At 59.1% G+C, this 24,042-nt stretch carries 24 protein-coding genes; 10 read left to right on the top strand and 14 right to left on the bottom strand.

Going from position 1 to position 24,042, the window contains the following annotated elements; all coding sequences use genetic code 11:
* The first annotated feature begins 2 nt into the window (after positions 1-2).
* Entirely contained in the window at positions 3-608 is a 606-nt protein-coding gene (locus KHO30_RS13035; protein ID WP_211701219.1) for a thiamine pyrophosphate-dependent enzyme, read from the top strand.
* Positions 609-738: 130 nt separating this feature from the next.
* On the top strand, positions 739-1,503 hold the full coding sequence (locus KHO30_RS13030; RefSeq protein ID WP_093647787.1) for a helix-turn-helix domain-containing protein: 765 nt from the start codon (positions 739-741) through the stop codon (positions 1,501-1,503).
* Positions 1,504-1,521: 18 nt separating this feature from the next.
* Here KHO30_RS13030 and KHO30_RS13025 read toward each other — a convergent pair whose 3' ends face one another.
* The 3 genes from KHO30_RS13025 to pruA all read right to left on the bottom strand — a co-directional run bounded on the left by KHO30_RS13025 (position 1,522) and on the right by pruA (position 5,592).
* A complete protein-coding gene (locus tag KHO30_RS13025; RefSeq protein ID WP_211701218.1) occupies positions 1,522-2,685 on the bottom strand; it encodes an NAD(P)/FAD-dependent oxidoreductase in 1,164 nt (387 codons plus the stop codon).
* A gap of 60 nt (positions 2,686-2,745) precedes the next feature.
* The gene (locus KHO30_RS13020; RefSeq protein ID WP_211701810.1) at positions 2,746-3,960 is read right to left on the bottom strand and encodes a pyridoxal phosphate-dependent aminotransferase; all 1,215 of its coding nucleotides are present in this window, start codon (positions 3,958-3,960) and stop codon (positions 2,746-2,748) included.
* Positions 3,961-4,038: 78 nt separating this feature from the next.
* Positions 4,039-5,592 carry an L-glutamate gamma-semialdehyde dehydrogenase gene (pruA, locus tag KHO30_RS13015; protein WP_211701217.1) on the bottom strand — a complete coding sequence of 518 codons (1,554 nt, stop codon included), beginning with the start codon at positions 5,590-5,592 and terminating at the stop codon, positions 4,039-4,041.
* A gap of 291 nt (positions 5,593-5,883) precedes the next feature.
* Between pruA and KHO30_RS13010 the strand changes: the two genes are divergently transcribed.
* The 7 genes from KHO30_RS13010 to KHO30_RS12980 all read left to right on the top strand — a co-directional run bounded on the left by KHO30_RS13010 (position 5,884) and on the right by KHO30_RS12980 (position 13,880).
* Positions 5,884-6,804: a LysR substrate-binding domain-containing protein gene (locus KHO30_RS13010; RefSeq protein ID WP_200620141.1), complete on the top strand. Its 921-nt coding sequence runs from the start codon at positions 5,884-5,886 to the stop codon at positions 6,802-6,804.
* 104 nt (positions 6,805-6,908) lie between these two features.
* The gene (locus KHO30_RS13005) at positions 6,909-7,784 is read left to right on the top strand and encodes an HTD2 family dehydratase (protein WP_211701216.1); all 876 of its coding nucleotides are present in this window, start codon (positions 6,909-6,911) and stop codon (positions 7,782-7,784) included.
* 20 nt (positions 7,785-7,804) lie between these two features.
* The gene (locus tag KHO30_RS13000; RefSeq protein ID WP_200620139.1) at positions 7,805-8,965 is read left to right on the top strand and encodes an acyl-CoA dehydrogenase family protein; all 1,161 of its coding nucleotides are present in this window, start codon (positions 7,805-7,807) and stop codon (positions 8,963-8,965) included.
* A gap of 10 nt (positions 8,966-8,975) precedes the next feature.
* Complete coding sequence (locus KHO30_RS12995; RefSeq protein ID WP_200620138.1) at positions 8,976-10,154, top strand: CaiB/BaiF CoA transferase family protein; 1,179 nt, start codon at positions 8,976-8,978, stop codon at positions 10,152-10,154.
* 24 nt (positions 10,155-10,178) lie between these two features.
* The gene (locus tag KHO30_RS12990) at positions 10,179-11,555 is read left to right on the top strand and encodes an MmgE/PrpD family protein (RefSeq protein WP_200620137.1); all 1,377 of its coding nucleotides are present in this window, start codon (positions 10,179-10,181) and stop codon (positions 11,553-11,555) included.
* Positions 11,548-12,375 carry an HpcH/HpaI aldolase/citrate lyase family protein gene (locus tag KHO30_RS12985; protein WP_200620136.1) on the top strand — a complete coding sequence of 276 codons (828 nt, stop codon included), beginning with the start codon at positions 11,548-11,550 and terminating at the stop codon, positions 12,373-12,375. Before KHO30_RS12990 ends, KHO30_RS12985 begins: the two co-directional genes overlap by 8 nt.
* A gap of 26 nt (positions 12,376-12,401) precedes the next feature.
* Complete coding sequence (locus KHO30_RS12980; protein WP_211701215.1) at positions 12,402-13,880, top strand: aldehyde dehydrogenase; 1,479 nt, start codon at positions 12,402-12,404, stop codon at positions 13,878-13,880.
* Between the two features lie 90 nt (positions 13,881-13,970).
* Here the strand turns inward: KHO30_RS12980 and KHO30_RS12975 are convergent, their stop codons facing one another.
* The 7 genes from KHO30_RS12975 to KHO30_RS12945 form a co-directional block, all read right to left on the bottom strand.
* Entirely contained in the window at positions 13,971-14,429 is a 459-nt protein-coding gene (locus KHO30_RS12975) for a VOC family protein (protein WP_244179257.1), read from the bottom strand.
* A gap of 93 nt (positions 14,430-14,522) precedes the next feature.
* The gene (locus KHO30_RS12970) at positions 14,523-15,332 is read right to left on the bottom strand and encodes an NAD(P)H-dependent oxidoreductase (protein ID WP_211701214.1); all 810 of its coding nucleotides are present in this window, start codon (positions 15,330-15,332) and stop codon (positions 14,523-14,525) included.
* Between the two features lie 407 nt (positions 15,333-15,739).
* Complete coding sequence (locus KHO30_RS12965) at positions 15,740-16,465, bottom strand: ABC transporter ATP-binding protein (RefSeq protein ID WP_093633274.1); 726 nt, start codon at positions 16,463-16,465, stop codon at positions 15,740-15,742.
* The gene (locus tag KHO30_RS12960) at positions 16,458-17,309 is read right to left on the bottom strand and encodes an ABC transporter ATP-binding protein (protein WP_211701213.1); all 852 of its coding nucleotides are present in this window, start codon (positions 17,307-17,309) and stop codon (positions 16,458-16,460) included. The genes KHO30_RS12965 and KHO30_RS12960 overlap by 8 nt, the downstream gene beginning before the upstream one ends.
* Positions 17,306-18,577, bottom strand: coding sequence for a high-affinity branched-chain amino acid ABC transporter permease LivM (gene livM, locus KHO30_RS12955; protein WP_425312901.1), 1,272 nt, complete (start codon positions 18,575-18,577; stop codon positions 17,306-17,308). Before livM ends, KHO30_RS12960 begins: the two co-directional genes overlap by 4 nt.
* A 14-nt stretch (positions 18,578-18,591) precedes the next feature.
* Entirely contained in the window at positions 18,592-19,509 is a 918-nt protein-coding gene (locus tag KHO30_RS12950; RefSeq protein WP_200620130.1) for a branched-chain amino acid ABC transporter permease, read from the bottom strand.
* A gap of 86 nt (positions 19,510-19,595) precedes the next feature.
* Complete coding sequence (locus tag KHO30_RS12945; protein ID WP_211701211.1) at positions 19,596-20,711, bottom strand: branched-chain amino acid ABC transporter substrate-binding protein; 1,116 nt, start codon at positions 20,709-20,711, stop codon at positions 19,596-19,598.
* A gap of 316 nt (positions 20,712-21,027) precedes the next feature.
* Between KHO30_RS12945 and KHO30_RS12940 the strand changes: the two genes are divergently transcribed.
* On the top strand, positions 21,028-21,471 hold the full coding sequence (locus KHO30_RS12940) for a PaaI family thioesterase (RefSeq protein WP_211701809.1): 444 nt from the start codon (positions 21,028-21,030) through the stop codon (positions 21,469-21,471).
* Positions 21,472-21,608: 137 nt separating this feature from the next.
* On the opposite strand, the gene KHO30_RS12935 is transcribed toward KHO30_RS12940, so the two are convergent.
* From KHO30_RS12935 to KHO30_RS12920, 4 genes are all read right to left on the bottom strand, one after another.
* Positions 21,609-22,289, bottom strand: coding sequence for an alpha/beta hydrolase (locus KHO30_RS12935; protein ID WP_093633279.1), 681 nt, complete (start codon positions 22,287-22,289; stop codon positions 21,609-21,611).
* A gap of 155 nt (positions 22,290-22,444) precedes the next feature.
* Entirely contained in the window at positions 22,445-22,990 is a 546-nt protein-coding gene (locus KHO30_RS12930; RefSeq protein ID WP_244179258.1) for a type II secretion system protein, read from the bottom strand.
* A 107-nt stretch (positions 22,991-23,097) separates the two neighbouring features.
* A complete protein-coding gene (locus KHO30_RS12925; protein WP_093633280.1) occupies positions 23,098-23,487 on the bottom strand; it encodes a type IV pilin protein in 390 nt (129 codons plus the stop codon).
* A gap of 9 nt (positions 23,488-23,496) precedes the next feature.
* Complete coding sequence (locus KHO30_RS12920) at positions 23,497-24,036, bottom strand: type II secretion system protein (RefSeq protein WP_093633281.1); 540 nt, start codon at positions 24,034-24,036, stop codon at positions 23,497-23,499.
* Between the last annotated feature and the right edge of the window lie 6 nt (positions 24,037-24,042).

Genomic DNA, 24,042 nt, shown 5'->3' with positions numbered 1-24,042 from the left:
ACATGACTCAGCAGACGACACCGCTGAACCGTCGACTGGCGGTGAAGCGGATTCTTCGCGATCGGCAGCAGGACGTTCTGGCAGTGACCAGCCTTGGCAATCCGACCTTCGATGTGGCCGCCGCCGGCGACACGCCACAGAACTTCTACCTTTGGGGTGCGATGGGAGGCGCCGTCAGCTTCGGTCTTGGCATTGCGCTTGCACAACCTGAGAAGCGCGTGATCGTGTTCGTTGGCGACGGTGAAATGATGATGGGCCTCGGGTCGCTCGCGACCGTGGGCGTCGATCGGCCGTCCAATCTCTCGATCGTCGTTATCGACAACGAACACTACGCGGAAACGGGCATGCAACTGGCCCACGCGGGGCGAGGTGTCGACATCACGGCAATCGCGCGTGCGGCCGGCTTCGAAAAGGCGACGACGATCTACACCGAGGGCGAGCTTGAGGAGTATGTCGACGTCGTTCTCAAGGCCAGGGGCCCTGTGCTCGCCACGCTAAAGGTCGGAACCGATCCCGAGCCCACCGCCCTTCCTCCCCGCGACGGTCCGTACCTGCGCAGCCGCTTCCGTGAAGCACTGCTTGGCGCCGCGGCCCACGCGAGTCAATAAGCGCCGGGGCGCAGATTCCTGCAGGAAAGCGGTGGAGCGGCTAACTGCCGCCCTACCGCTTTCTTCGCTCTCGCCCCACTTTGCACCCCCTGTACAATCGGGATCACTGTGACTTCGCGCTGATCCCCTTATGCCCGCCAAGGCCTATTCCGATATGTTGGTGGAGGTCTTTCGACAGTTGGACCGGCAGCCCGAGATGCTCGAGCGCGTCTTCGATTGCTTTCCGGACGTGCTCTATTACATCAAGGACGCCCAGGCGCGCTATCTTTCCGTCAATCAAACGCTCATCAACCGAAGTGGGTTGGCGCGCGACGACGTGATCGGCCAGACGGCCGACCAACTATTCCCGGTGACCGGTGCAAGCACCAACGCGCAAGATCTGAACGTTATCGAAAGCCAGTCTCCGATTGTCGATCGCCTGCGCCTCTACTCGTCCGGATCGGGGCATCGATACTGGTGCCTGAGCTCCAAGTTCCCGGTACTCAACGAAGAGGGGCAAGCGATCGGACTGATCGGCATCTCGCGCGATCTGCCCCGTCCCGACGAACGGCACCACGGCTACCGCCGCTTACTGGAATATCTGGATTATCTGGAACAGAACCTCGGACAGAACATCCTGGTCACTGAGGCGGCGGAACGCGCCTCCATCTCGGTCGACACATTGGAACGTCTGACCCGTGAAGTGTTTCATCTGACGCCCAAGCAACTGCTGATGAAATTGCGGATCGACCACGCGTGCAAGCTGCTCGAAACGACTGACAACAGCATTACCGATATCGCGACGGACTGCGGCTACGCGGACCATAGTGCCTTTGCGCGGCAATTCAAGTCCGCCACGCACCTCACGCCCCGACAGTATCGAAACGCGCGAGGGCGTGGCCTGCATCCACACTGATCAACCGCCTGCCGGGCGCTAGTAAACGCCCTCTTCGATCACAAGTTGGCCCGAAGTGAGTCGCGCCGGCGAGAGCGGCGAGAGGTCCAAAGTTCTGAACTCGCCGAAGGTCAGCAGCTCAGCCATTGCACGGCCGACACCGGGACTGTGCATCATGCCGTGACCGCTGAAACCGGCCGCCACGAACGAGTTCTCCGGCCCCGACTGACCGACGATACCGTTCTGATCAAGGATGTTGTATTCGTAGTAGCCAGCCCATGCGTGCTCCACGCGTAGCGCCTCAAACGCAGGGATCCGCTCTGCCAGCGTCGGCCAGATGATCTCGTCAAACTCGGAAAACTGCACGTCGAGCGGCAGGTTGTCCAGATCCATCTCCACCGAAGGCGAGACGATACACAGGAAATGGTTCTGCTCCCTGCGCAGGTATACGCCAGATGTATCGATCAGAATCGGCATATCCGGAATCGATGTCGGGCATGACACGACGAACGCCGAACGCCGTCTCGGCCGAACCGGCAGATCGACACCCACGCTTTTTGCAAGAGGCGCGCACCACGCCCCGCTTGCATTCACGAACGTGTCTCCGGAGATTTCCCGCCCGTCCGTCAGTTCGACATGGGTAATCCGGTCTCCGCGTGTACGGTAGGCCGCCGCTTCACCTGTGGCGAAATGAACGCCCGCCTCTCTCGCACGGTTTCTGAACCATTGCATCACGCTGTAGCCATCGAACCAGCCTTCGCCTGCAAGGCCTTCAACGCCATAAGTCAGATCGCTGACGTTCATCCACGGGTAGCGCTGCTGCAACGCTGCAGCGGAATGCTCCCGCAGTTCGACGCCTAACGATCTGGCCAGTGCGCTCCGCCGACGTAGCACGCTCTCCTGCTGCGAATTACCCACGAACAGATAGCCGCAATCCACCAGATCGACACCGGCGCCATACCGTGCCTTCTCCCGCTCGCAGGAGGAGAAGAAGTCATAACCGAACTGCGATAGCTGAATGCAGATGGGCGTTGAAAACTGCTGCCGGATCGAACTGGCCGAGAGCGACGATGATGCGATTCTGTAGGTCGGATCTTTTTCGATCACCCAGATCTCACGTCCGGGCATCTTCTGGAGGCTCAGGAAATACGCGATTGAACAACCCATTGCACCACCACCCGTGATGACAATCCTTTCGCTCATGATTTACCTTCGAAGGCTCGTTGGCTCCTGAGAGCCGAGCAGTGTGTGAATAACGGACTATCAGACCGCTACAGTTTCGAGGCTTTGACACGCGGCGCGAATCCGGGCGAGCGCTTCGTTCAAGTCGTCGAGTGATGCGGCATAAGAGAGTCTGAAGTACGGCGAGAGCAGAAAACCGGAACCTGAAACCACTGCCACGTTCGCCTCTTCCAACAGGTACATGACGAAGTCCTGGTCGTTCTCCAGAAGCCTGCCGCTCGGCGTACGGCTTCCAATGACGCCATGGCAGCCGATAAACGCATAAAACGTGCCTTCGGGTTCGTTACTGTGGAGTCCCGGAATGTCGCTCAGCGTTTTGACTACAAGTTTCCGGCGTTCGTCGAAAGCCGATCGCGATCTCTCGACGAATGACTGATCACCATTGAGTGCTTCAATCGCGGCGTATTGCGACACCGACGACGCACTGGTCACAATCTGCCCTTGCACGAGATTCATGGCGCGGATGAGCGCAGCCGGTCCGGCGGAATAGCCAATCCGCCAGCCTGTCATCGAGTACACCTTGGAGACGCCGTTGATGACGAGCGTGCGCTCCTGCAACTCTGGCGCCACGTTCAAAATATTGACGAACGGGCTTCCGGTATAGATGAGCTTCTCGTAGATGTCGTCCGACAGCACCCAGACATGGGGATGTCGACGCAGTACTTCGGCGATGGTGCGGAGTTCCTCGACCGAGTAAACCGCCCCGGTCGGATTCGATGGTGAATTCAGCATCAACCACTTGGTACGCGGCGTGATCGACGCTTCCAATTGCGCGGCGGTCAGTTTGAACCCTGCCGCTTCGTCGCACGCCACGACGATGGGCGTGCCGTTCGCCATTTTGACGATCTCTGGATAGGAGACCCAGCACGGCGCGGGCACGATCACTTCATCACCCGGATTGAGGGTCGCGAAAAAGGCCGCGAAAATCGCCTGTTTCGCACCGACGGACACGCTGACGCCATCCACTGGGTAGTCGACGCCATTGTCGCGCTTCAGTTTCGCGACGATCGCCTCGCGCAACTCCCGAATGCCCGCAGCCTCCGTGTAGCGTGTCTTGCCTTCGCGCATCGCACGAATCGCCGCAGCCTGGATATTCTCGGGCGTGTGAAAGTCTGGTTCGCCTTGCGACAGGGAAATAACGTTCTTCCCGGCACGACGCAGTTCTGCCGCTTTTGCTGCCATTGCCATAGTCTGCGCAGGGGCGATCTGGCCAATGCGGTCTGCAATGAAGCCCATTGTGTTCATTCCGTTTATATGAAGATCCCAGTGCGTGAACCGGGGTCGCCTGTCGGTGGCGCCCCGGAACACAGGTGCTTACAGACGTTCAGCCACTGCCTTCATTTGCAGGAACTGCAGAAGGTAGTCGGGACCGCCCGTCTTGGTATCGGTACCCGTGAGGTTGAAGCCGCCGAACGGCTGAACACCAACTAGCGCGCCCGTACACTTGCGGTTGAAGTACAGATTGCCGACGTGGAAATCACGGCGTGCTCGTTCGATGCGGCTGCGGTCGTTCGAGAAGAGCGCGCCGGTCAGCCCGTAGACCGTGTCATTGACCACGGCCAGACCTTCGTCGAAATCCTTAACGCGAATCGCGGCGACGAACGGTCCGAACACTTCCTCTTGTGCAATGCGCGCGCGAGGCGACACGTCGCCGAAGATGGTCGGCTCGATCAGATAGCCCGCTGCGTTTTCCACAGCCTTGCCGCCAGTCAACAGCTTGCCCTCGGTGTGACCGATATCGATGTACGACAGTACCTTCTTGTACTGCAACTCATTGCACACCGGACCAAAACTCGGATTGTCCTTCGCCTCGCTGACAACGAGTTCCTTCGTCTTCGCAACGACCTTCTCGAGCAAGGCGTCATAGACCGAATCCACCACGATCAGACGCGAGCAGGCCGAACACTTCTGACCGGAATAGCCGAACGCTGCCTGGATCACTGCAGTCGCTGCGTCATCGAGATTGGCCGTTTCATCAACAAGGATCGCGTCCTTGCCACCGAGTTCAAGAAACACTCGCTTGAACCATTTCTGGCCTTCGGCAAGCTTCGCGGCGGACTCGTTGATCTGGGCACCGGTTGCGAGCGAGCCCGTGAAGTTGATGAAGCGCGTCTTCGGATGGGCGACCAGATACGACCCGATTTCGCGTCCGGTGCCCGGCAGATAATTCACCACGCCAGGCGGCAGCCCTGCTTCGGCGAAGATGTCGAAGATCTTCGCCAGTGACACCACCGTATCTTCAGCAGGCTTGCAAACAACCGTGTTACCCACCACGATCGCGCCGACCGTCATGCCGGTCATTAACGCCATCGGGAAATTCCACGGCGAAATCGTCACACCCACGCCCAACGGAATGTAGAAGCTCTCGTTCTCCTCACCCGAATAATCAATCAGCGAACCGAGGCCGCCGACGTGCTTGATCGCCTGACGTGCGTAGTACTCGGTGAAGTCGATCATTTCCGCGACTTCGGCGCTCGCTTCGACATAGTTCTTGCCGATTTCATAGACCAGCCATGCCTCGAGTTCGCGCTTGCGCCGACGCATGATTGCTGCGGCCTTCAACATGACGCGCGACCGATCTTCCTGGCTCCAACGCTTCCATGATTCGAAGGCCGCCCAGGCAGCTTCCAGCGCGGCGTCCGCGTGCCGCGTCGTCGCCTTGGCGGTATAGCCCACGATCTCGTCCGGGTTCGACGGATTCGTCGAGACGAGTGTCGCTTCGGTCTGCACGCGCTCGCCATTGATCACCAGCGGATAGGTCTTGCCAAACTCGGCACGCACCTCTTTCAGAGCCTGCTGCATGTCTGCTTTGGCACTCTCGGTGTCGAACAAATCGAACGGCTCGTTTTCGAACGGCGCAATCAACATCGCTTTCTCCAGATTGAATGGTTTGGGCTGCTTTGCCGCTCTGACTAACGCGGCACGCTACCTTGAACCGATTGTCCAGCGCAAAATTGTTCCGGTCTTGATCTAGTCACCTTTAATTTTGCGGAGTTCTGCACAATCATAGAAACATGGAGGATGCAAACACCCTCCAATAGCGCTCTGCTATAGAGACTCTTGAGAATCTGGTGGAAAACATCGTAAATACCGATTTGCGGCTTTCTGCTATTTGCTACACTGGATCAACGGGGCATCTCTTCATTCGGAGCACGTATCATGGCCATGCATTTCGATCTCGTTGATCTTCGTCTCATCACATGTATCGCAGAGACGGATAGCCTGACGCGTGGTGCCGAGCGATTTCATATGTCCGTCCCTGCGGCAAGCACCCGGATCAAGAATCTGGAAGAAAGCATGGGGACCAAGCTGCTGTATCGGACCAGCCAGGGCGTTACGCTCACGCCGCCGGGCCAGGCCTTCCTTCACCACGCCCGGCTAGTCCTGTCGCAGCTCGAGCAGTTACGCGGCGACATGCAGGAATACGCGCGCGGTATCAAAGGTCATGTGCGGATCTTTGCGAACACTACCGCTACCACTGAATTCCTGCCTAACGACTTGCGTGACTTTCTCGCGGAACATCCTGACGTGAACGTCGAACTTCGCGAACGGTTGAGCCATGACGTGGTGCGTGCGGTCAGTGAAGGCACTGCGGACGTCGGGATAGTCGCCGGCAACGTCAGGCCTGAATCTCTGCAAGTCCTGCCGTACCGCTCAGACCGGCTCATATTGGCGGTCTCGAATGCGCACCCCCTCGCCGGGAAGACGTCCATTCCATTTGAAGATGCAAGCGGGTTTGACTTCGTCGGAATGCCCGAAGCTAGCGCGATTCATACCTTTCTGAACCGCGTAGCAAGCGACATGCACAAGAAACTACAGGTGCGCATTGAAGTAGGTAACTTCGAGGCACTGTGCCGAATGATCGAGGCCAACGTTGGGATCGGCGTGCTGCCTTGCTCGTCAGCGGTGCGCTACGTGAAAACCATGAACATCCGGCTCGTTGAAATCGAGAACGACTGGGCGACGCGCAATCTGCTGATCTGCGTGCGCAACCTTGACCTGTTGCCGTCTTTCGCGCGGGAACTGGTCGACCTCCTCACGCAGAAGTGCAAAACCGATCATGAGCCCCAGCCGGCCTGAACGTCAGCAGTTAGTCTGCGTTTAAAGCCCTCTTCTCCACACACAAATTGTAGTCAGCAGGCCGGTGCGTCAATCTAGCGTGAACGACGCTACCCGACGCCCCCATGACTGCTGAACTCGACTACCTGCGCACCTGGATCGGCCGCACACAGGCTGAGCGCGAATTCGTCTCGCCACGTCTTGCGCAACAACTCGCCGCGACGCTGGATTACGAGGACGTCCCTCATGCCGGTTCTCCGTTGCCTCCGCTGTGGCACTGGGCGTTGTTTCCCCACATCGTTTCGCAATCGCAGGTCGGCGCGGACGGACATCCGAAACGCGGTGGATTCCTGCCGCCAGTGCCACTACCCAGACGCATGTGGGCGGGCAGCCGGGTCCGGTTCGAACGTCCGCTCGTGGTCGGCAGCGAAGTCACCAGGACGTCGCAGATTCTTGACGTCGCCGCCAAAGAAGGGCGCACAGGAAAGCTCGTGTTTGTGCGTCTGCGTCACGAACTGGAAGACCTCGAAGGTCCGCTGGTTTCCGAGGAGCAAGACATTGTGTACCGCGAGTCCGCAACGACGGCGTACACCACGGCAACCGGCCCGAGCGCGCCTGCGGAGTTCAGCTGGAAGCGGGAGGTCGTGCCCGACCCAATAGTGCTCTTTCGCTACTCCGCCGATACCTTCAACGGCCACCGCATTCACTATGACCGCACCTACGCCCAGGAACAGGAAGGCTATCCGGCGCTGGTCGTTCACGGGCCACTGACTGCGACGATGCTGATCGATCTAGTCCGGCGCAGCCTTCCTGACGAATCGATTGCATCTTTCTCATTCAAAGCGGTCAACCCGCTCTTTGACTGCGCCCCCTTTTTTATCTACGCGGCCCGTGTCCCCGGATCTACCGAAGTGAAGCTCTGGGCGGCCGATTCCGACGGCGTGTTGTGCGTCGATGCCGAGGCGACGCTAACGGCACCCGCGTATATTTTTCAAAAATGAACTCTGAGGAGTAGAGACAAGTGCTGGCTAACGTTGACCCCTACCAGGACATTCGCGAAGCGGTTCGCGATTTGTGTTCCAACTTCCCCGCCGAGTATTTCCGCAAGATCGACGAGGAACGCGCCTACCCTGAAACCTTTGTGCAAGCTCTAACCGACGCCGGTTGGCTTGCGGCCCTTATTCCGCAGGAATATGGCGGCTCCGGGCTCGGACTGACCGAAGCTTCGGTGATCATGGAAGAGATCAACCGCAGCGGCGGCAATTCCGGTGCGTGTCACGGGCAGATGTACAACATGGGGACACTGCTCAGGCACGGCTCGGCAGAGCAGAAGGCTAAATACCTTCCGGAAATCGCCAGCGGAAAGTTGCGGCTTCAGTCGATGGGCGTGACCGAGCCGACGACCGGCAGCGACACCACCAAGCTCAAGACAACCGCGACTCGCCAAGGCGACAGATACGTCGTCAACGGTCAGAAGGTGTGGATCTCCCGGATCCAGCATTCCGATCTCATGATTCTGCTCGCGCGGACCACGCCGATCGATCAGGTCGCAAAGAAATCCGAGGGCATGTCGATCTTTCTGGTCGACCTGCATCAGGCAATCGGCAAGGGCATGACGGTTCGCCCCATTCCGAACATGGTGAATCACGAGACTAACGAGCTATTTTTCGACAACCTCGAGATTCCAGCCGAGAACCTGATCGGCGAGGAAGGCAAAGGCTTCAAATACATCCTTGATGGCCTGAATGCTGAGCGCACTCTGATCGCCGCTGAATGTATCGGCGACGGCTACTGGTTCCTCGACAAGGTCTGTAAGTACGTCAAGGAACGCGTCGTCTTCGGCCGCCCGATCGGACAGAACCAGGGCGTGCAGTTTCCGATCGCCCGCGCGCACGTCAACGTCGAAGCGGCAAGCTTGATGCGCTACAAGGCCTGCGAGCTTTTCGACGCCAGGCAGCCCGCCGGCGCACAAGCCAACATGGCCAAGCTGCTCGCCGCAGACGCTTCCTGGGAGGCCGCGAATGCGTGTCTGCAGTTCCATGGCGGCTTCGGTTTTGCGAACGAATACGACGTCGAACGCAAATTCCGCGAGACACGGCTCTATCAGGTCGCACCGATCTCGACCAACCTCATTCTCTCGTACGTAGCCGAGCATCTGCTCGGGCTGCCACGTTCTTTCTAAGGGGAAGGACATGAAACCGCTGGACGGCGTGAAGGTCATCACCCTCGAACACGCGATTGCAGCACCGTTTTGCACCCGTCAGCTTGCGGATCTTGGCGCACGCGTGATCAAGATCGAACGCCCGGGCGTTGGCGACTTCGCGCGTGCCTACGATGAGCGCGTGCACGGCATGGCCTCGCACTTTGTATGGTGCAACCGCTCGAAGGAGAGCCTCACGCTCGACGTCAAGGCCCCGCAAGCGCAGCATATTTTCGAGCGCCTGCTAGAGGACACCGACGTGCTCGTGCAGAACCTGGCACCAGGCGCCGCAGCGCGACTGGGTCTGTCATATGAAGCGTTGCATGAGAAGTATCCCCGCCTGATTGTCTGCAACATCTCCGGTTACGGGTCTGACGGCCCCTATCGCGACAAGAAAGCATACGACCTGCTGATCCAGAGTGAGTCCGGGTTCCTGTCGATTACCGGCGGTCCGGACACACCGGCAAAAGCCGGCTGCTCCATTGCTGACATCGCTGCGGGGATGTACGCCTACACGAACATCCTCTCCGCGCTTCTACAGCGATCGAAGACCGGCTTGGGACGGGAAATCGACGTGTCGATGCTCGAGAGCATGGTGGAGTGGATGACGTATCCCCTCTACTACGCGTTCGATGGCGCATCCCCGCCACCGCGTGCCGGCGCCGCTCACGCGACGATCTACCCGTATGGCCCCTTCCCCGCCGGCGATGCAAAGACAGTCATGCTGGGATTGCAGAACGAGCGTGAATGGGGTGTGTTCTGCTCGCTGGTTCTGCTGGAACCCGAGATCGCCGTCGATCCTCGCTTCAGTTCCAACTCGAGGCGTGTAGCAGCACGCGAGGAACTGCGCGAAATCATTGTCACCGCGTTCAGCAAACTAACTTCGGAAGAGGTCATCAGTCGGCTGGATAGCGCGCAGATCGCCAACGCACGAATGAATGATATGCCCGACGTGTGGTCGCATCCGCAGCTTAAGGAACGCAATCGCTGGGTGAACGTCGACTCGCCTGCCGGTTCCATTCCCGCCTTGCTGCCGCCAGGCGTCAGTACAGCATCCGATGTTCGACTGGACGCCGTGCCCGCGTTAGGCCAGCACACCGAAGCCCTTTTAAACGAATTGGGTTTTTCGACCGACGCCATCCGCGAGCTTCGTGAAGCGGCCGTAATTTAACTTCCAAGTTAAGGTAAGCCTGTTATGAGCAACACACAGATTCTTGCTTCGTTTGCGGCCAATCTCAAGTTTGAGCAGATCCCGAAAGACGTGGTGGCACGCGCGGAAGACCTCTTCCTTGACTGGTTCGGATCAGCACTGGCTGGCCGCGAAGCGCGCCCCGTCGAAACGATCCAGAAGTATGCATTCGAGTTCGGACCACAGTCCGGTCCTTGCGAAGTACTGATCTCCCGCCGAACGACCAGCCCGCTCTTCGCGGCAATGATCAACGCCGCCGCATCGCATTTCGCCGAACAGGACGACCTTCACAACAGTTCGGTCCTGCACCCGGCAACCGTCGTCTTCCCCGCAGCGTGGGCCGCCGCGCAAGCGCTTGGCAGAAGTGGCAAAGAGTTCATCGCTGCATCTGTTGCAGGCTATGAAGCGGGCATCCGCGTCGGTGAATTCCTCGGCCGGTCGCACTACAAGATTTTTCATACTACCGGTACGGTCGGGACGATCGCGGCTGCGGCAGCAGTCGGTAATCTTTTGCGATTGAGCGACGAGCAGATGGTGAATGCGTTTGGCTCAGCCGGCACCCAGGCAGCCGGACTCTGGGAATTCCTGAAAGACGCCGCTGACTCCAAGCAACTGCATACGGCCAAGGCCGCGGCGAACGGTCTTCTCGCAGCCTACCTGGCGGCCGACGGCTTCACCGGCGCGAAGGACATCTTCGAAGGCGCGAAAGGCATGGGAGCCGGCCTGTCCACGCAAACGCATCCGGACAAACTCGCCGAAGCGCTCGGTGAGCGCTGGGCGCTGATTGAAACGTCGTTCAAGTATCACGCTTCGTGCCGGCACACCCATCCGGCGGCCGATGCTCTGCTTCAGGTTATTCAACGCGAGAAGCTCTCGCCTGACGACGTTGAGACGGTGGTGACCCATGTTCACCAGGCTGCGATCGATGTACTCGGCCCGGTAATCGACCCAAAGACTGTTCATCAAGCGAAGTTCTCCATGGGCACCGTGCTCGCTCTGGTGGCGGAATTCGGCCACGCAGGTGTGCGTGAGTTCGACGGCCACTACAAGGAAAGCAGGATCGAGCACTTCTGCAAGAAGGTCTCGATGGTGCTCGACCATGAAGTCGATACGGCTTATCCGTCACGCTGGATCGGGAAGGTCGTCGTCCAGACGAAGGATGGCCGCACCTTCGAGGGCCGCGTGGATGATCCCAAGGGCGATCCGGGCAACACGCTCACGCGCGCCGAACTGGAGCACAAAACGCTCACGCTGGGTTTGTATGGCAATGCCGCCACCGAAGACGAGCTCAAGCGCTCCATTGCATCGGTATGGGGGATTACCGACGCAACCGTCGTATCCAGACTGCTCCCTGAATCGAAACTGGAGGTCCAACATGGCTGACCTTGCACCCCGCTCCTATCTCTTCGTTCCCGGCAACCGGCCGGACAGGTTTGCCAAAGCAGCTGCGTCGGGCGTCGATGTGGTCGTTATCGACCTGGAAGATGCAGTCCCCCCCACCGAGAAGAAAATCGCGCGAGCGGCCCTCGCCGAATGGCTGTCGACGAACAGTACGCCGGTGGCGGTCCGTGTGAATGATGTGAACAGCGAATGGTTTCGCGACGACATCGCCGTATGCCGTGCGCCATCCGTCGCCGCCGTCATGCTGCCCAAGACGGAACGCATCGACGATATCTTCCTGTGCGAGTTCGCGGGCAAGCCCACCGACATCCTGCCGATGATCGAAACGGCTCAAGGTTTCCGGAATGTGGTCGCGATCGCCCAACACCGGCTGACCACCCGACTCGTATTCGGCAATGTGGATTTCCAGCTCGACCTCGGCATTGACGGCGACGATGAGCAGCTTCTGTACTTCCGCTCACAGATCGTCTTCGCCTCTCGCATCGGCAACCTGCTACCGCCGGTGGACGGGGTCAGTACCACGCTCGACGACACCGAGCAAATCACGCGCGACACGATTCGTGCCAGGCGACTCGGCTTCGGCGCCAAGCTTTGTATTCACCCGAGGCAAGTGGCTGCGGTCAATGCTGCGTTCATCCCCAGCGAGAAAGATGTCGCATGGGCGCATCGGGTTGTCGAAGGCGCAGCAGCATCCCACGGCGCGGCCGTTGCTGTGGATGGCCGCATGGTAGACCGGCCGGTCATTTTAAAGGCGCAAGAAATCCTGGCCGAGTCCCAGCGACGTCTGCCCCTTGACGCCTGATTCAATACCAATTGGAGACGAGAGTCATGCAACGATTTGAGATGTACATCAATGGCGAATCTTGCCAGCCCGCTTCGGGCGAATGGTTCGATACGGAAAATCCATTCACCGGAGAAACCTGGGCGCAGATTGCAAAAGGCAACGGCACCGACGTCGATCGGGCGGTGCTTGCGGCGCATGCCGCATTCAGTACAGGGCCGTGGTCACAGATGTCCCCGAGCCAGCGAGGCCTGTTGCTTCATCGGGTCGGTGACCTGATCGCGCGAGACGCCAGGCGGCTTGCCGAGCTCGAAGTTCGGGACAACGGCAAACTCATGGCGGAGATGCTCGGCCAGTGCCAGTATCTGCCGCAGTGGTATTACTATTTTGGCGGTCTGGCGGACAAGATTCAGGGCGCCGTCATTCCGCTCGACAAGAAGGGCTACTTCAACTTCACCCGCAACGAACCGTTGGGCGTCGTCGCCGCGATCACGCCGTGGAATTCGCCGCTGCTACTGGCAACATGGAAGATTGCACCCGCGTTGGCCGCAGGTTGTACGGTTGTGATCAAACCGTCCGAGTTCACTTCGGCGTCCACGATCGAGTTTGCAAAACTCTTCACCGAGGCTGGCTTTCCGCCGGGTGTAGTGAACGTCGTGACCGGATTCGGTGCGGACGTCGGCTCGCCTTTGGTGGAACATCCCCTCATCAAGAAGATCACGTTCACCGGCGCAGATTCCACCGGGCGAGCGATCAACGAGGCGGCAGCACGTCAATTCAAACACGTTAGTCTCGAACTTGGCGGCAAGTCACCCAACATCGTGTTCGACGATGCCGATCTGGAAGATGCGGTGAATGGCGCGGTTTCCGGCATCTTCGCGGCGACCGGACAGACCTGTATTGCCGGTTCGCGTCTCCTGTTGCAGGAAAGCATCTACGACACGTTCGTCGACAAACTCCTGACGCTGGCACGCACCGCGAAAATGGGGGATCCCTCGAGTATGGATACCCAGGTCGGGCCGGTAACGACGCGTCCTCAATACCAGAAGGTTCTGTCGTACATTGAAACCGCGAAACAGGAAGGCGCGACGTTGCTGCTCGGTGGAAAGCCCGGGAGTGCGCCCGAATGCGGTAATGGCTGGTTCGTCGAGCCGACCATCTTCGGTGACGTGAACAACAGGATGCGAATCGCGCAGGAGGAAGTCTTCGGTCCCATCCTGTCGATCATCAAGTTCAAGGACGAAGACGAGGCGGTTGCACTCGCCAACGATGTGCGCTTCGGTCTGGGCTCAGGGGTTTGGACGAAGGATATCGGCCGGTCCATTCGCGTCGCTGAAAAGCTGCAGGCCGGCATGGTCTGGGTGAACAGCTATCGCGCGGTCAGCTACATGTCGCCGTTCGGCGGCTACAAGGATTCGGGACTTGGCCGCGAGAACGGTATCGACGCGATCCGCGAGTATCTGCAAACGAAGAGTGTCTGGATCAATACGGGGGTCAAGACTGCAAACCCGTTCGTCATGAGATAAAAATGAAGATGCCCCGCGGCATGCCGCGGGGCAGTTCTGAATTAAATTGGGGTAACCGGAATAACGAAAGGATCACACGGAAAGCGTGTATCAGGACTTGATGCCTTGAGTTGCCTTGGTACTCGGCGCCCGAACCTCCAACGTGACCCCTGCCCCTTCGTTGACCGTCTTGAAGTACGTGAAGCCACTTCGATCGTCGAGACGCCCGCGTGCCAGAACATTCAGTCCGGCGTTCGCAGCCTGTTCCTCTGCTTTATCGCAACTCTCGACGGAAAAGCCGAGATGAAAAACACCCTCGCCGCGCGTTTCCAGAAAGCGTCGTTGCGGCGTGTCTCCGTCTCCTGGCTGGCAAAGCTGCAGTTGGGCGTTGTCAATGTTCGCGAACTTGTAGCGCATCTTAAGAAAAGCGTCACGATCGTAGCCGTCCAGTTCGTATGCATCCAACGGCGGAAAATCTGTCCACGGACCGACTCCGATCGACTCGTAGTACTTCACGGCCTTGTCAATGTCACGAACCACGATGCAGACGTGGTGCAGCTTCTGAAACATGAGTAGCTTTTCCATCGTGTGTTTCTCCTGGTCAGTTTCGATGCTGGGCCGCAGAAGCTCTCTACAGCAGTTGCGGCCCGACGTCACACCGGATCATCCCGCCTTGGCAATCTTCTTCGGCGTGTAGGCTTCCGCCGCCTCGTCGTGCGACTGGCCGACGGCCGGGTTCCATTGGAAACCGGAACGGGCCACGACACCTGGCTTCAGACGTTGGTCCGGACCAAAGTCCGCAAAGGGATGAAAGAACAAGGGCTCCGTGCTCTCGAGCGTGCGCAACCGCGCTGCGTAGGCGTCGAGGTACGCTTGCCGCTGCTCGGCGCTCACGCGGCCAGGCATCCACGATACATGCGGCGGCAGCACATCGAAGCCGAGGTAATTGAAAATCCCGTTGTGGATCGGCCAGAGGATGTGATTGATATCGCCGTCGACACCGTCCGGCTCGTAAAGGCTCGCGGCCGTTCCCGTCGTGGTCGAGACCATTGCCTTGCGGCCCTTGAACATACCGGTCTCGTATTTGCGCCCGGTCGCATAGGCGAATCCGCGGGTCATCACGCGATCCACCCAGCCCTTCAGGATCGCCGGCATCCCGAACCACCACATCGGATACTGGAAGATGATCAGATCGGACCAGAGCACCTTCTGCTGCTCAGCGTAGACATCCGGCGTCGGCTTCGTGGATGTCCCGAACATATGTTCCTGTTCCGCCGAAAGATCGAGGAAGTCAGGGTTGAGACGCTCACCTACGAAGTCCTCGACGCCGAGCTCGGGCCGCCACTTCAGTTGATACAGGTCGGTTACCTGAACCTCGTGCCCCTGCGCTTTCAGAGTCGAGACAGCCGTATCTTTCAGCGCACCATTGAACGACTTGGGTTCGGGGTGAGCAAAAACGATGAGCACTTTCATGCGAAAACTCCACAAAAAATCAGTTCATTGAGCGTGCCGGCCGGTGGCCTGCACTTGAATTCGTTCCGTATATGCCGCCATTCGCCCCGTGTGGTCCCGTGTAGTTCCAGTAGGCAGGCTTATGGATCAGCCCTCATTCTGGAACGCAATCCCGCAGCGGCGATCGATTCGGTTTACAGCATTCTGGATCTTTGCGAAATTCCGGTCTTGAGAGGGCTCGGCTAATTTGCGCGGAATTCTGCATATTTCTTGATGGTCAGTGCTCTTACACTGGCCGCTGAACCCCTATCAACAAAGGTTCTCAACTCCCTTACCGGGCATCATGGCGTTGCGGAGAATTGCCGTGATTCCCCGCTCCGAATCTCGCAAAGTAGGGAACGAGCAGCCCGCATGCGCCGGATCACCGCTCAGGCCGCATCCAGTTGAGCGGTATCGCCCTCCAGATACGCTGCCCGCACTGCAGGGTTGGCCAGCAACTCAGCACCGCTCCCCTCGAGGGCAATCTGTCCGTGCTGAAGCACGTAGCCTCGATGCGCCACACGCAGCGCGTGATGCGCATTCTGTTCGACAAGCAGAATCGTCATCCCGAGCTGCTCGTTCAATTCCTTGATGACCGAAAAAATCTTCTTGATGAAGATCGGCGCGAGACCAAGCGACGGCTCATCGAGCAGGAGCAATCTCGGCTTCGACATCAACGCGCGCCCTATCGCGAGCATCTGCTGCTCCCCTCCCGACAGCGTGCCGGCACGCTGCGAAGCTCGGCTTCTCAGGATGGGGAACATCTCGTACATGCGCTCGAGATCATCCGCGGTCCGGCGATTGCCCGACGTATCGCCCATCAGCAGATTCTCGAGCACGGTCATCCGCTGAAAGATACGGCGCCCTTCAGGCACAACCGCAATGTCGAGCCTGCCGATCGCATGCGATGGCAGATTCGAAATATTCTGTCCGTCGAATTCGACCTTGCCGCCGCTAGCCCGTGGATAGCCGAAGATGGTATTCATCAGCGTCGACTTGCCCGCGCCGTTCGCGCCGATCAACGTGACGATCTCACCGGTCTTCACACTCAGACTGACCCCGCGTAGTGCCTGGACGCTGCCATAATGGGCACTGAGTTCGGTAATCTTAAGCATGAGCTGATTTCTCCTGCGATGCTTCACCGTGTGACGACGTCTCATCGTCCTCACCGAGGTATGCGCTGATCACCTCAGGATTCACCTTGATGTCAGCAGGCAAGCCTTCCGCAATTTTCTTACCGTGATTGAGCACGACAATGTGATCTGAAACCTTCATGACGACGCTCATGTCGTGCTCGATCAACAATATCCCGATGCCCTGCTCTCTCGCGAGCGAGGTCAACAACGCGGTGAGTTCCGCCGACTCGCGCGGATTGAGACCGGCAGCCGGCTCATCCAGACACAGCAGAATGGGGTCCGCGCACATCGCGCGCGCGATCTCGACGCGACGCTGCACACCATAGGGCATGTCGCCAGCGGGTTTGTTGGCTATATCCCGAACGCTCAAGCGCTCGAGCCACGTCAAAGCGTTGTCTATCGCCTTGTCGTTCGCGCGTCGAAACGACCGCGCGTTGAGTGCGCCCGCAAGCGAGAACCTGGACGCGTCCTGCAACACATTGTGCTGGGCAATCATCAGGTTTTCGAGCACGGTCATACGCGGGAACAGCCGTATGTTCTGGAAGGTTCTGACGACCTGGCCAATCCGCGCCACGTCGACATTCTTCATCGCATCCAGCCGAAGCTTCCCATGACGGGGATGCCCCAACGTGATGGCGCCCTTGGTCGGCTTATAGAAGCCCGTCAGGCAGTTAAAAAACGTCGTCTTTCCGGCTCCGTTCGGCCCGATCACCGACGTCACCTCTCCGGCGCGCGCCGTCATGGACAGGTCTTCGATCGCGCGAAGCCCGCCAAACTGCATCGTCAGATTCGCAACGCTGAGCAGCGAAGTGGAGTCGTTCATTGTTTTGCCCCCACGTGAGGCGCGCTGACAGTCGCACGGCGATGACTGATCAGGCCGCCGGGCCGCACAACCATGATAAACACCATTGCAACCCCGAAAAGCAGCATTCTGTACTCGGAGAAATCACGCCCTAACTCGGGCAAAATTACCAACAAGGCCGCCGCAAGGACGACGCCGAGCTGGCTCCCCATACCACCGAGCACCACGATCGCGAGAATCGTGGCCGACTCCGAAAAGGTGAAGCTTTCTGGCGAAATGAACCCCTGCCGCGCGGCGAAGAACACGCCGGCGAATCCGGCCAGCATTGCGCCGGTTGCAAAGGCGGACAGTTTCACATTCGTTACGTTGATTCCCATTGCTTTGCAGGCGATCTCGTCTTCGCGCACCGCTTCCCACGCGCGCCCAACGGGCAGCCGTCTGAGGCGCGAGACGAGTAGGTTCGTCAGCAGCGCGAGTGCGAGGATCAGGTAGTACAGAAAGACGACTCGCTGGCCAGGCGAGTAATCAAGGCCGAACACGGTCGCGAAGGTCGGACCATCGCCAGATGCCTGCATGGGGAGCCCGAAGAAGGTCGGCTTCGGAATGGATGAGACGCCGTTGGGTCCGCCTGTCACGTCGCCCCAATTCACGAGTATCAACCGGATGATTTCCCCGAAGCCGAGCGTGACGATGGCCAGATAATCACCTCTGAGCCGGAGGGTTGGGTAACCAAGCAACATGCCGAACGCCGCAGCAACGCCCCCGGCGATCGGCAAGCACTGCCAGAAACCAAAGCCAAAATGCGTCGACAACAGGCCGTACGTGTACGCACCTACCGCATAGAACGCGACATAACCCAGGTCCAGCAGCCCCGCCAGACCGACAACGACATTCAGGCCCCAGCCAAGCATGACGTAAATCAGTACGGTCGTCGCTGTATCGACGACGTAGCGGTTTCCAGCGAATAACGCGGGCAACAGCACCGCGAACGCCACGCATCCGGCGCCGGCCCAGACAAGCGAGCCATTACCCGCGACTTGAGCAGCGGGCCTGGCACGCGACCGGCGCTTTGAAAAAAGACTAAAACGCTGCAGCAAAAGCTGCATGACGATGCGCCCGGCAAATGCGATCGCGATGAAAACCGCCAGCAGCGCCCATCGTGTATGAACCTCGAGACCATTGCTGCCATCTCGCGTCGTCAAACCCAGCATGGGCAAGCCGACGAGGCCCGCGACCAGCGCCGCGCCAAGCGCATCCTTGACGCGAAAATGTAGATTCGTTTCCTGCATGACTGTCGAACTCATCACACTTTCTCCACTTCGGGACGGCCAAGAAGCCCGGATGGACGAAACATCAAGACCACAATCAGGATGACGAACGTAGCCACGTCCTTGTATTCGGGCGAGAGGTAGGCAGCCCAGAATGCTTCGATCAAACCGATGATCACACCGCCCAGCATTGCCCCGGGAATCGAGCCGATGCCACCGAGCACGGCTGCGGTAAACGCCTTGATACCCGCCTCGAATCCGATCGAGAAATCGATCACACCGTAGTACAGCGTCACCATGACACCTGCGACGGCCGCCAGTGCGGCGCCAATCATGAACGTCAGGGCGATGATCCGATCGACGTTGTAGCCGAGGAACTGCATCATCCGTTGATCCTGTTCACAAGCTCGCTGCTGTCTGCCGAAAGGTGTTTTATTGATGAATAGCGTGAAGGCGCACATCAGCAGAATCGTTACAACGACGATGAGAATTTGCACGTACGAAACGTATGGCCCGTGAAATTGTTCGCCGGAGAAAAGGTTCACGCCTCCCGTCACGAGCGGCTGGATAGACTTGACTCGGGCGCCCTGAGTCAGCTGAACCATGTTTTGCAGGAAGATGGAAATCCCGATTGACGAGATCAGTGGCGCGAGACGATTGGATCCGCGAAGCGGCCGATAACCCACACGTTCGACGGTCCAGCCGAATACGGATGTCAGTGCGATCGATACGATCAGCGTAATTGCAATGCTCGCCACGACCGACGAGACCCCGCTGCCTGCAAGCAGCGTGAAGCAGGTCACGGCGATGAACGCGCTCACCATGTAAATATCGCCATGAGCGAAATTGATCATGCCGATAATGCCGTAGACCATTGTGTAGCCGATCGCGATCAGGCCGTAGACGGCGCCCAAGGTCAGCCCATTAATTAGTTGTTGCAGTGCCTGGCTCATGTCCTCTCCGGTGAATCTGCTGCAGAGGCGGCGCAATAGAGCGACGCACCGCCTCTTTCCTTGCTACAAAAACTGGACAGGACGCGTCACTTCACATAGTCGTAGTTGTTGCCTTTCCACCGGTAGACCACATAGCCGGGGCTCTTCAGATCGCCTTTCGCGTCGAAGTCCACCTGGCCGACCACCGTGCTGAACGATGCGTTGTGAAGCTGCTTCACGATCGCCGCATAGTCCGTGGAGTTGGCTTTCTTCGCTGCCTCTGCGAAAACCTGCATGGCGGCGTACGAGTACAGCATGTAACCCTCCGGCTCGATCTTCTGCGCGCGAAAGGCCGCCACCACCTTTGCGGCTGCAGCACTCTTGCGCGGATCGGGCGGGAAGGTGAACAGGACCTTGTTGATTTCCGGCCCTGCGGCAGTCACCAGTTCATTATTCGTCAGCGTGTCGCCGCCGAGGACCGTCAGGTTGAGCCCTGCTTGCGCGGCCTGCCGCAAAATCAGTGCGACTTCCTGGTAGTAGCCGCCGTAAGCAAGAATCTGGATGCCGTTCGCCTTCAGTTTACTGATCAGACCGGAGTAATCCTTTTCACCGGCCGTGATCGACTGGCGCAGCGCCACGGGTGTCTGCTTCGCGGCCAGATCTTTTGCAATCTCGTCCGCCAGACCGCCGCCATACGCCGTCTTGTCGTCAATGACGGCGATTTTCTTGCCCTTGAAGTTTGCGGCGATATAGTCGGCCGCGACCTCTCCCTGCTGATCGTCCCGGCCGGTGATACGGAAGATTCCCTTGATACCGCGTTCCGTGATTTTGGGGTTTGTCGACACAGTGACCTGGGGGATCTGCGCGTCGTTGTAAACGTCGGATGCCGGCAGCGTGGAACTCGAGCACCAGTGGCCGTCGACGAACGCCACCTTCTTGTTGACGAAGCTGTTTGCAACAGAGACTGCCTGCTTGGGATCGCAGACGTCGTCACCGACGACCAGGTCGAGTTGCTGTCCAAGCAAACCGCCTGACGTGTTGATGTCCTTCACGGCCTGTTCCGCGCCTTTGCGAAACTGGTCGCCCCCCGACGCGTACTCCCCCGTCATCGGACCTGCCACGCCCACCACAACGCTTGCGGCCGCAGTGGCCGAGCAGGCCAGAGCCATTCCACCCACGCTGAGTGCCGCACCTAATTTAACCAATCGTTTCCGGCCGTTCATAACCATCTCCAAGAGCAGGCTTCGATGCAGGAACGAACAGGTCTCGGCTATCGTTCCTGAGTGTCGCCTCGCGTTCGTTCACGAGGTAGAACGCAGGTTGCCGACGCCAAAAACAGCTTGGAATTTGATTGTTCGAAAGCGGGGATTAGGTGCAGCCTAAAGATGCTGAATACCGTGTGGTGTACGCGGCAAAAGGCACAATTCAGCGGTTCGACCAGAGACATGACCGAGTAAACGACTAGTCGGCAAACTACGCGTATTTATCGCCGACAGTGCTACGGATATGATCATGGAATTTACCAATACAATACCCTTTATGGCACACATACCCGACTCCCTCGTCGCTGAACGCATTCGCGCCAGCTTCACGCGCCAGAATGCGATGACATTGATTCAGGCGACTCTGGCCGTGATTGAGCACGGCCGCACCGAAATTCACCTGCCAGTCTGGAGTGGTGTCGGGCAACAGCACGGCTTCGTACATGGTGGCGTGGTCGGTATGATTGCCGACTCCGCAGGCGGCTACGCTGCGATGACCTTGGTGCCGGCCAGTGCGTCTGTATTGACTGTCGAATACAAGATGAATCTGGTCGCTCCGGCCGACGGCGAAATCCTGATCGCCCGTGGGCAGGTTGTCCGTCCCGGCCGAACGCTAATCGTCACTCAGGCAGAGGTATTCGCTGTCAAAGATGGCCATGAAACGCTTTGTGCGCTGATGCAACAAACGATCATGGTGATGCACGACAGGGTGGAGAAGTAGGACCAGCTGGACCGGAACCAGTCCAGCCTGGCGTCATCGCGCGATCGCCAGCGTCTCTGGCCGCCCATTGAGGCGCTGGTCGTGCTTGATGTACGAAACACTAATTCGGTGCTCCACGAATAGACGCTGCGGCGCATTCAACGAGAGCCCGTGAGGCGCCCGCCGAGCCACACGCGCAACGCCGCGATCTCCTCCTCACACACCGAATGCGGCATCGGATACGCACTCCAGGCGACGTTGCAACCTCGCGCGATCGCAAAGTCACGCGCGGCCTCCCCTAGCCGGATTGGCAACACGTCGTCGTGTATGCCATGCGCGGCAAAAATCGGCGTGCTGCTGTTTGCGGCGCTCAACCGGCTGTCCACAAAGCCTTGCGACGGTATATAGCCCGACATCACGATCAGGCCGGCAAGCGCCTCAGGGTGCGTCAGTCCTGCTGAATAGGTCATCGCCGCGCCCTGCGAAAAACCCGCGAGAAAGATGTTCGAAGTCGGAATGCCGCGCTGGTTCTGCACTTCGATCAATCGCCGCACGGTCGCGCAAGACGATTCGATACCGGCTTCGTCAACTTGTCGATTAACGTCCTGAAACGACCGTATGTCGTACCACGCGCGCATCACGTAGCCATCGTTTGCAGTAACGGCAATCTCAGGTGCATTGGGAAACACGAAGCGCACAGCGGGTCCGCCGGTGAGGCGCAATTCGGGGACAAGCGGCACGAAGTCATTGGCGTCGGCGCCGAGACCGTGCATCAGGATGACGGCGAATCTGGGATCTGGCGCGGTTTCGATTTCGATGGCTGGTGATAGCTCGGTCATGTTTCGCAACTCCTCGGCTTCGGAAAACGTTCAGATGATCGGGATCGATACCAGTAGGATACCGCCGGGCGGCACCAGCGCTTCGGTTGGTAGTCGATACGGCTCATCCCGTGGGAGAGACCGTAATGGAAGAGCTGAGGCTTGCTCCTGTGATGCTAACGACCACCGATCCTGTTTGCACCGAAGCCTGCCGACGGAAAGCGGACCGCACCATTCTGTGGATCAATGGTCCTCACTGGACGACCGGGCGCCGCCGGAACGGCAGTGGTGGGCGTGCTGCGCAGCCCCGGCGCAAGGTAGATGAATTTCCACCCGCCGTAAGTCTGCTCGGTCTCGAAGTCTACGTATCGCCGCGGGAACTCCGCGCGCTTGATCGTCGGCGCCTCCGAGCTACTATACACACCATAAAAGCGATCGCCCTGCCGCAAGAAGAGCCAATCGGTCTTGCCGGTGACCGGATCCGGGTATGCCTGACGCAGGTGATGCATCGGAACCGGGAAGCGCGCGTCGTCCAGCAGATCGTCGACCGACGCGGGGTAGACGCGACCAACGCGGTAATACCGCACGATTGCCTGCCGGTACTGGTCACCCACGAACAACAGTTGCTTCTCCTGCTCGCGCCGACGTTCCAGCGACCAGACATCCAGCGCGCCCGCCAACGCAATAGACATCAACATCAGCGCGATCAATAGCGCCAGCATCACAAGCCCACGCTGGCGCGCGGCGCAAAGCGAGGCACGGCGTCGCGCAGCCCGCTTCGATACCGACGAAATGCGCGCGCCGCCTCGCGCTGAGAATGCGCCGCGACTCACTTGCCTGCTCCTGCCGGATCGGCAGGCGTGCCCTGCGCACCACTCGCCGGCACGACGTCGTACACGCCCGTCTTGCTTTCATCGGGCGAGGCGATTACCGCCCACTTGTCGTCGCCGTTGACCGGATCGACCGGAACCGCCCGCAGATAGTGTTTCGTCACCAGTTCATCGAGCGTATCCGGGTACTGGCCGTTGTCACCGTAGTATTTATCGATCGCATCGCGCATCACGGCGACGTTCTGCTGCCGGACCTGCTCCTTGCCGCGTTCGATGCTGTGCATATAACGCGGCAGAGCGATCGTCAAAAGCAGGCCAATGATCGCCATCACGACAACCAGTTCGATCAGCGTAAATGCGCGGAATCTGCGCGTATGAGCGGGTTTCATGATGCACCGTCACCATTGTTTGTACGGAACGCCGTTGATGCCGGCGCGATCGGATTTCGACGACACATCGAACACGTCCTTGCCGGCCTGATCATTCCCGGACGGCCCATCGGCGCCGGTCTGATCCGGCGGCACGCCATAGGACCGCACGTTCCAGGTGTCTTCCGCGGCCGTGTCCGGATCGCCAGAAAAAAACGGATCGCGCGGCACGTGGCGAAGGAACATCAACAGACTGCCTTTCGGATCCTTCGCATTGGGCACGCCCGTCACGAGCACGGTCAGCGACGGCGGATAGCCGGACGCCTCCGCCTCCTTGTCGATCAAACCCACGTCGCTCGAATCCTTATATGCGTCGAGTGCCGTGCGAATCTCGCGCAACGCGGCGCTCAACTGCTGTTCCTTCTGACGCTGCACGATCAGTTCGGAGAACGGCATGATCGCGAGCGACAGGATAGCCACAAGCGCGAGCGTAATCACCAGCTCGATCAACGTGAATCCACGCTGATCGGGCCGGCTTGCGCCACGCGAGCGGACTGTGTTCGTCGGCATGGCCAC

The organism is Paraburkholderia aspalathi (assembly GCF_905220735.1).
GTDB lineage: Bacteria > Pseudomonadota > Gammaproteobacteria > Burkholderiales > Burkholderiaceae > Paraburkholderia > Paraburkholderia aspalathi.
The sequence above is the reverse complement of the archived record's forward strand: the minus strand, read 5'-3'. Positions and strand labels throughout refer to the sequence as shown.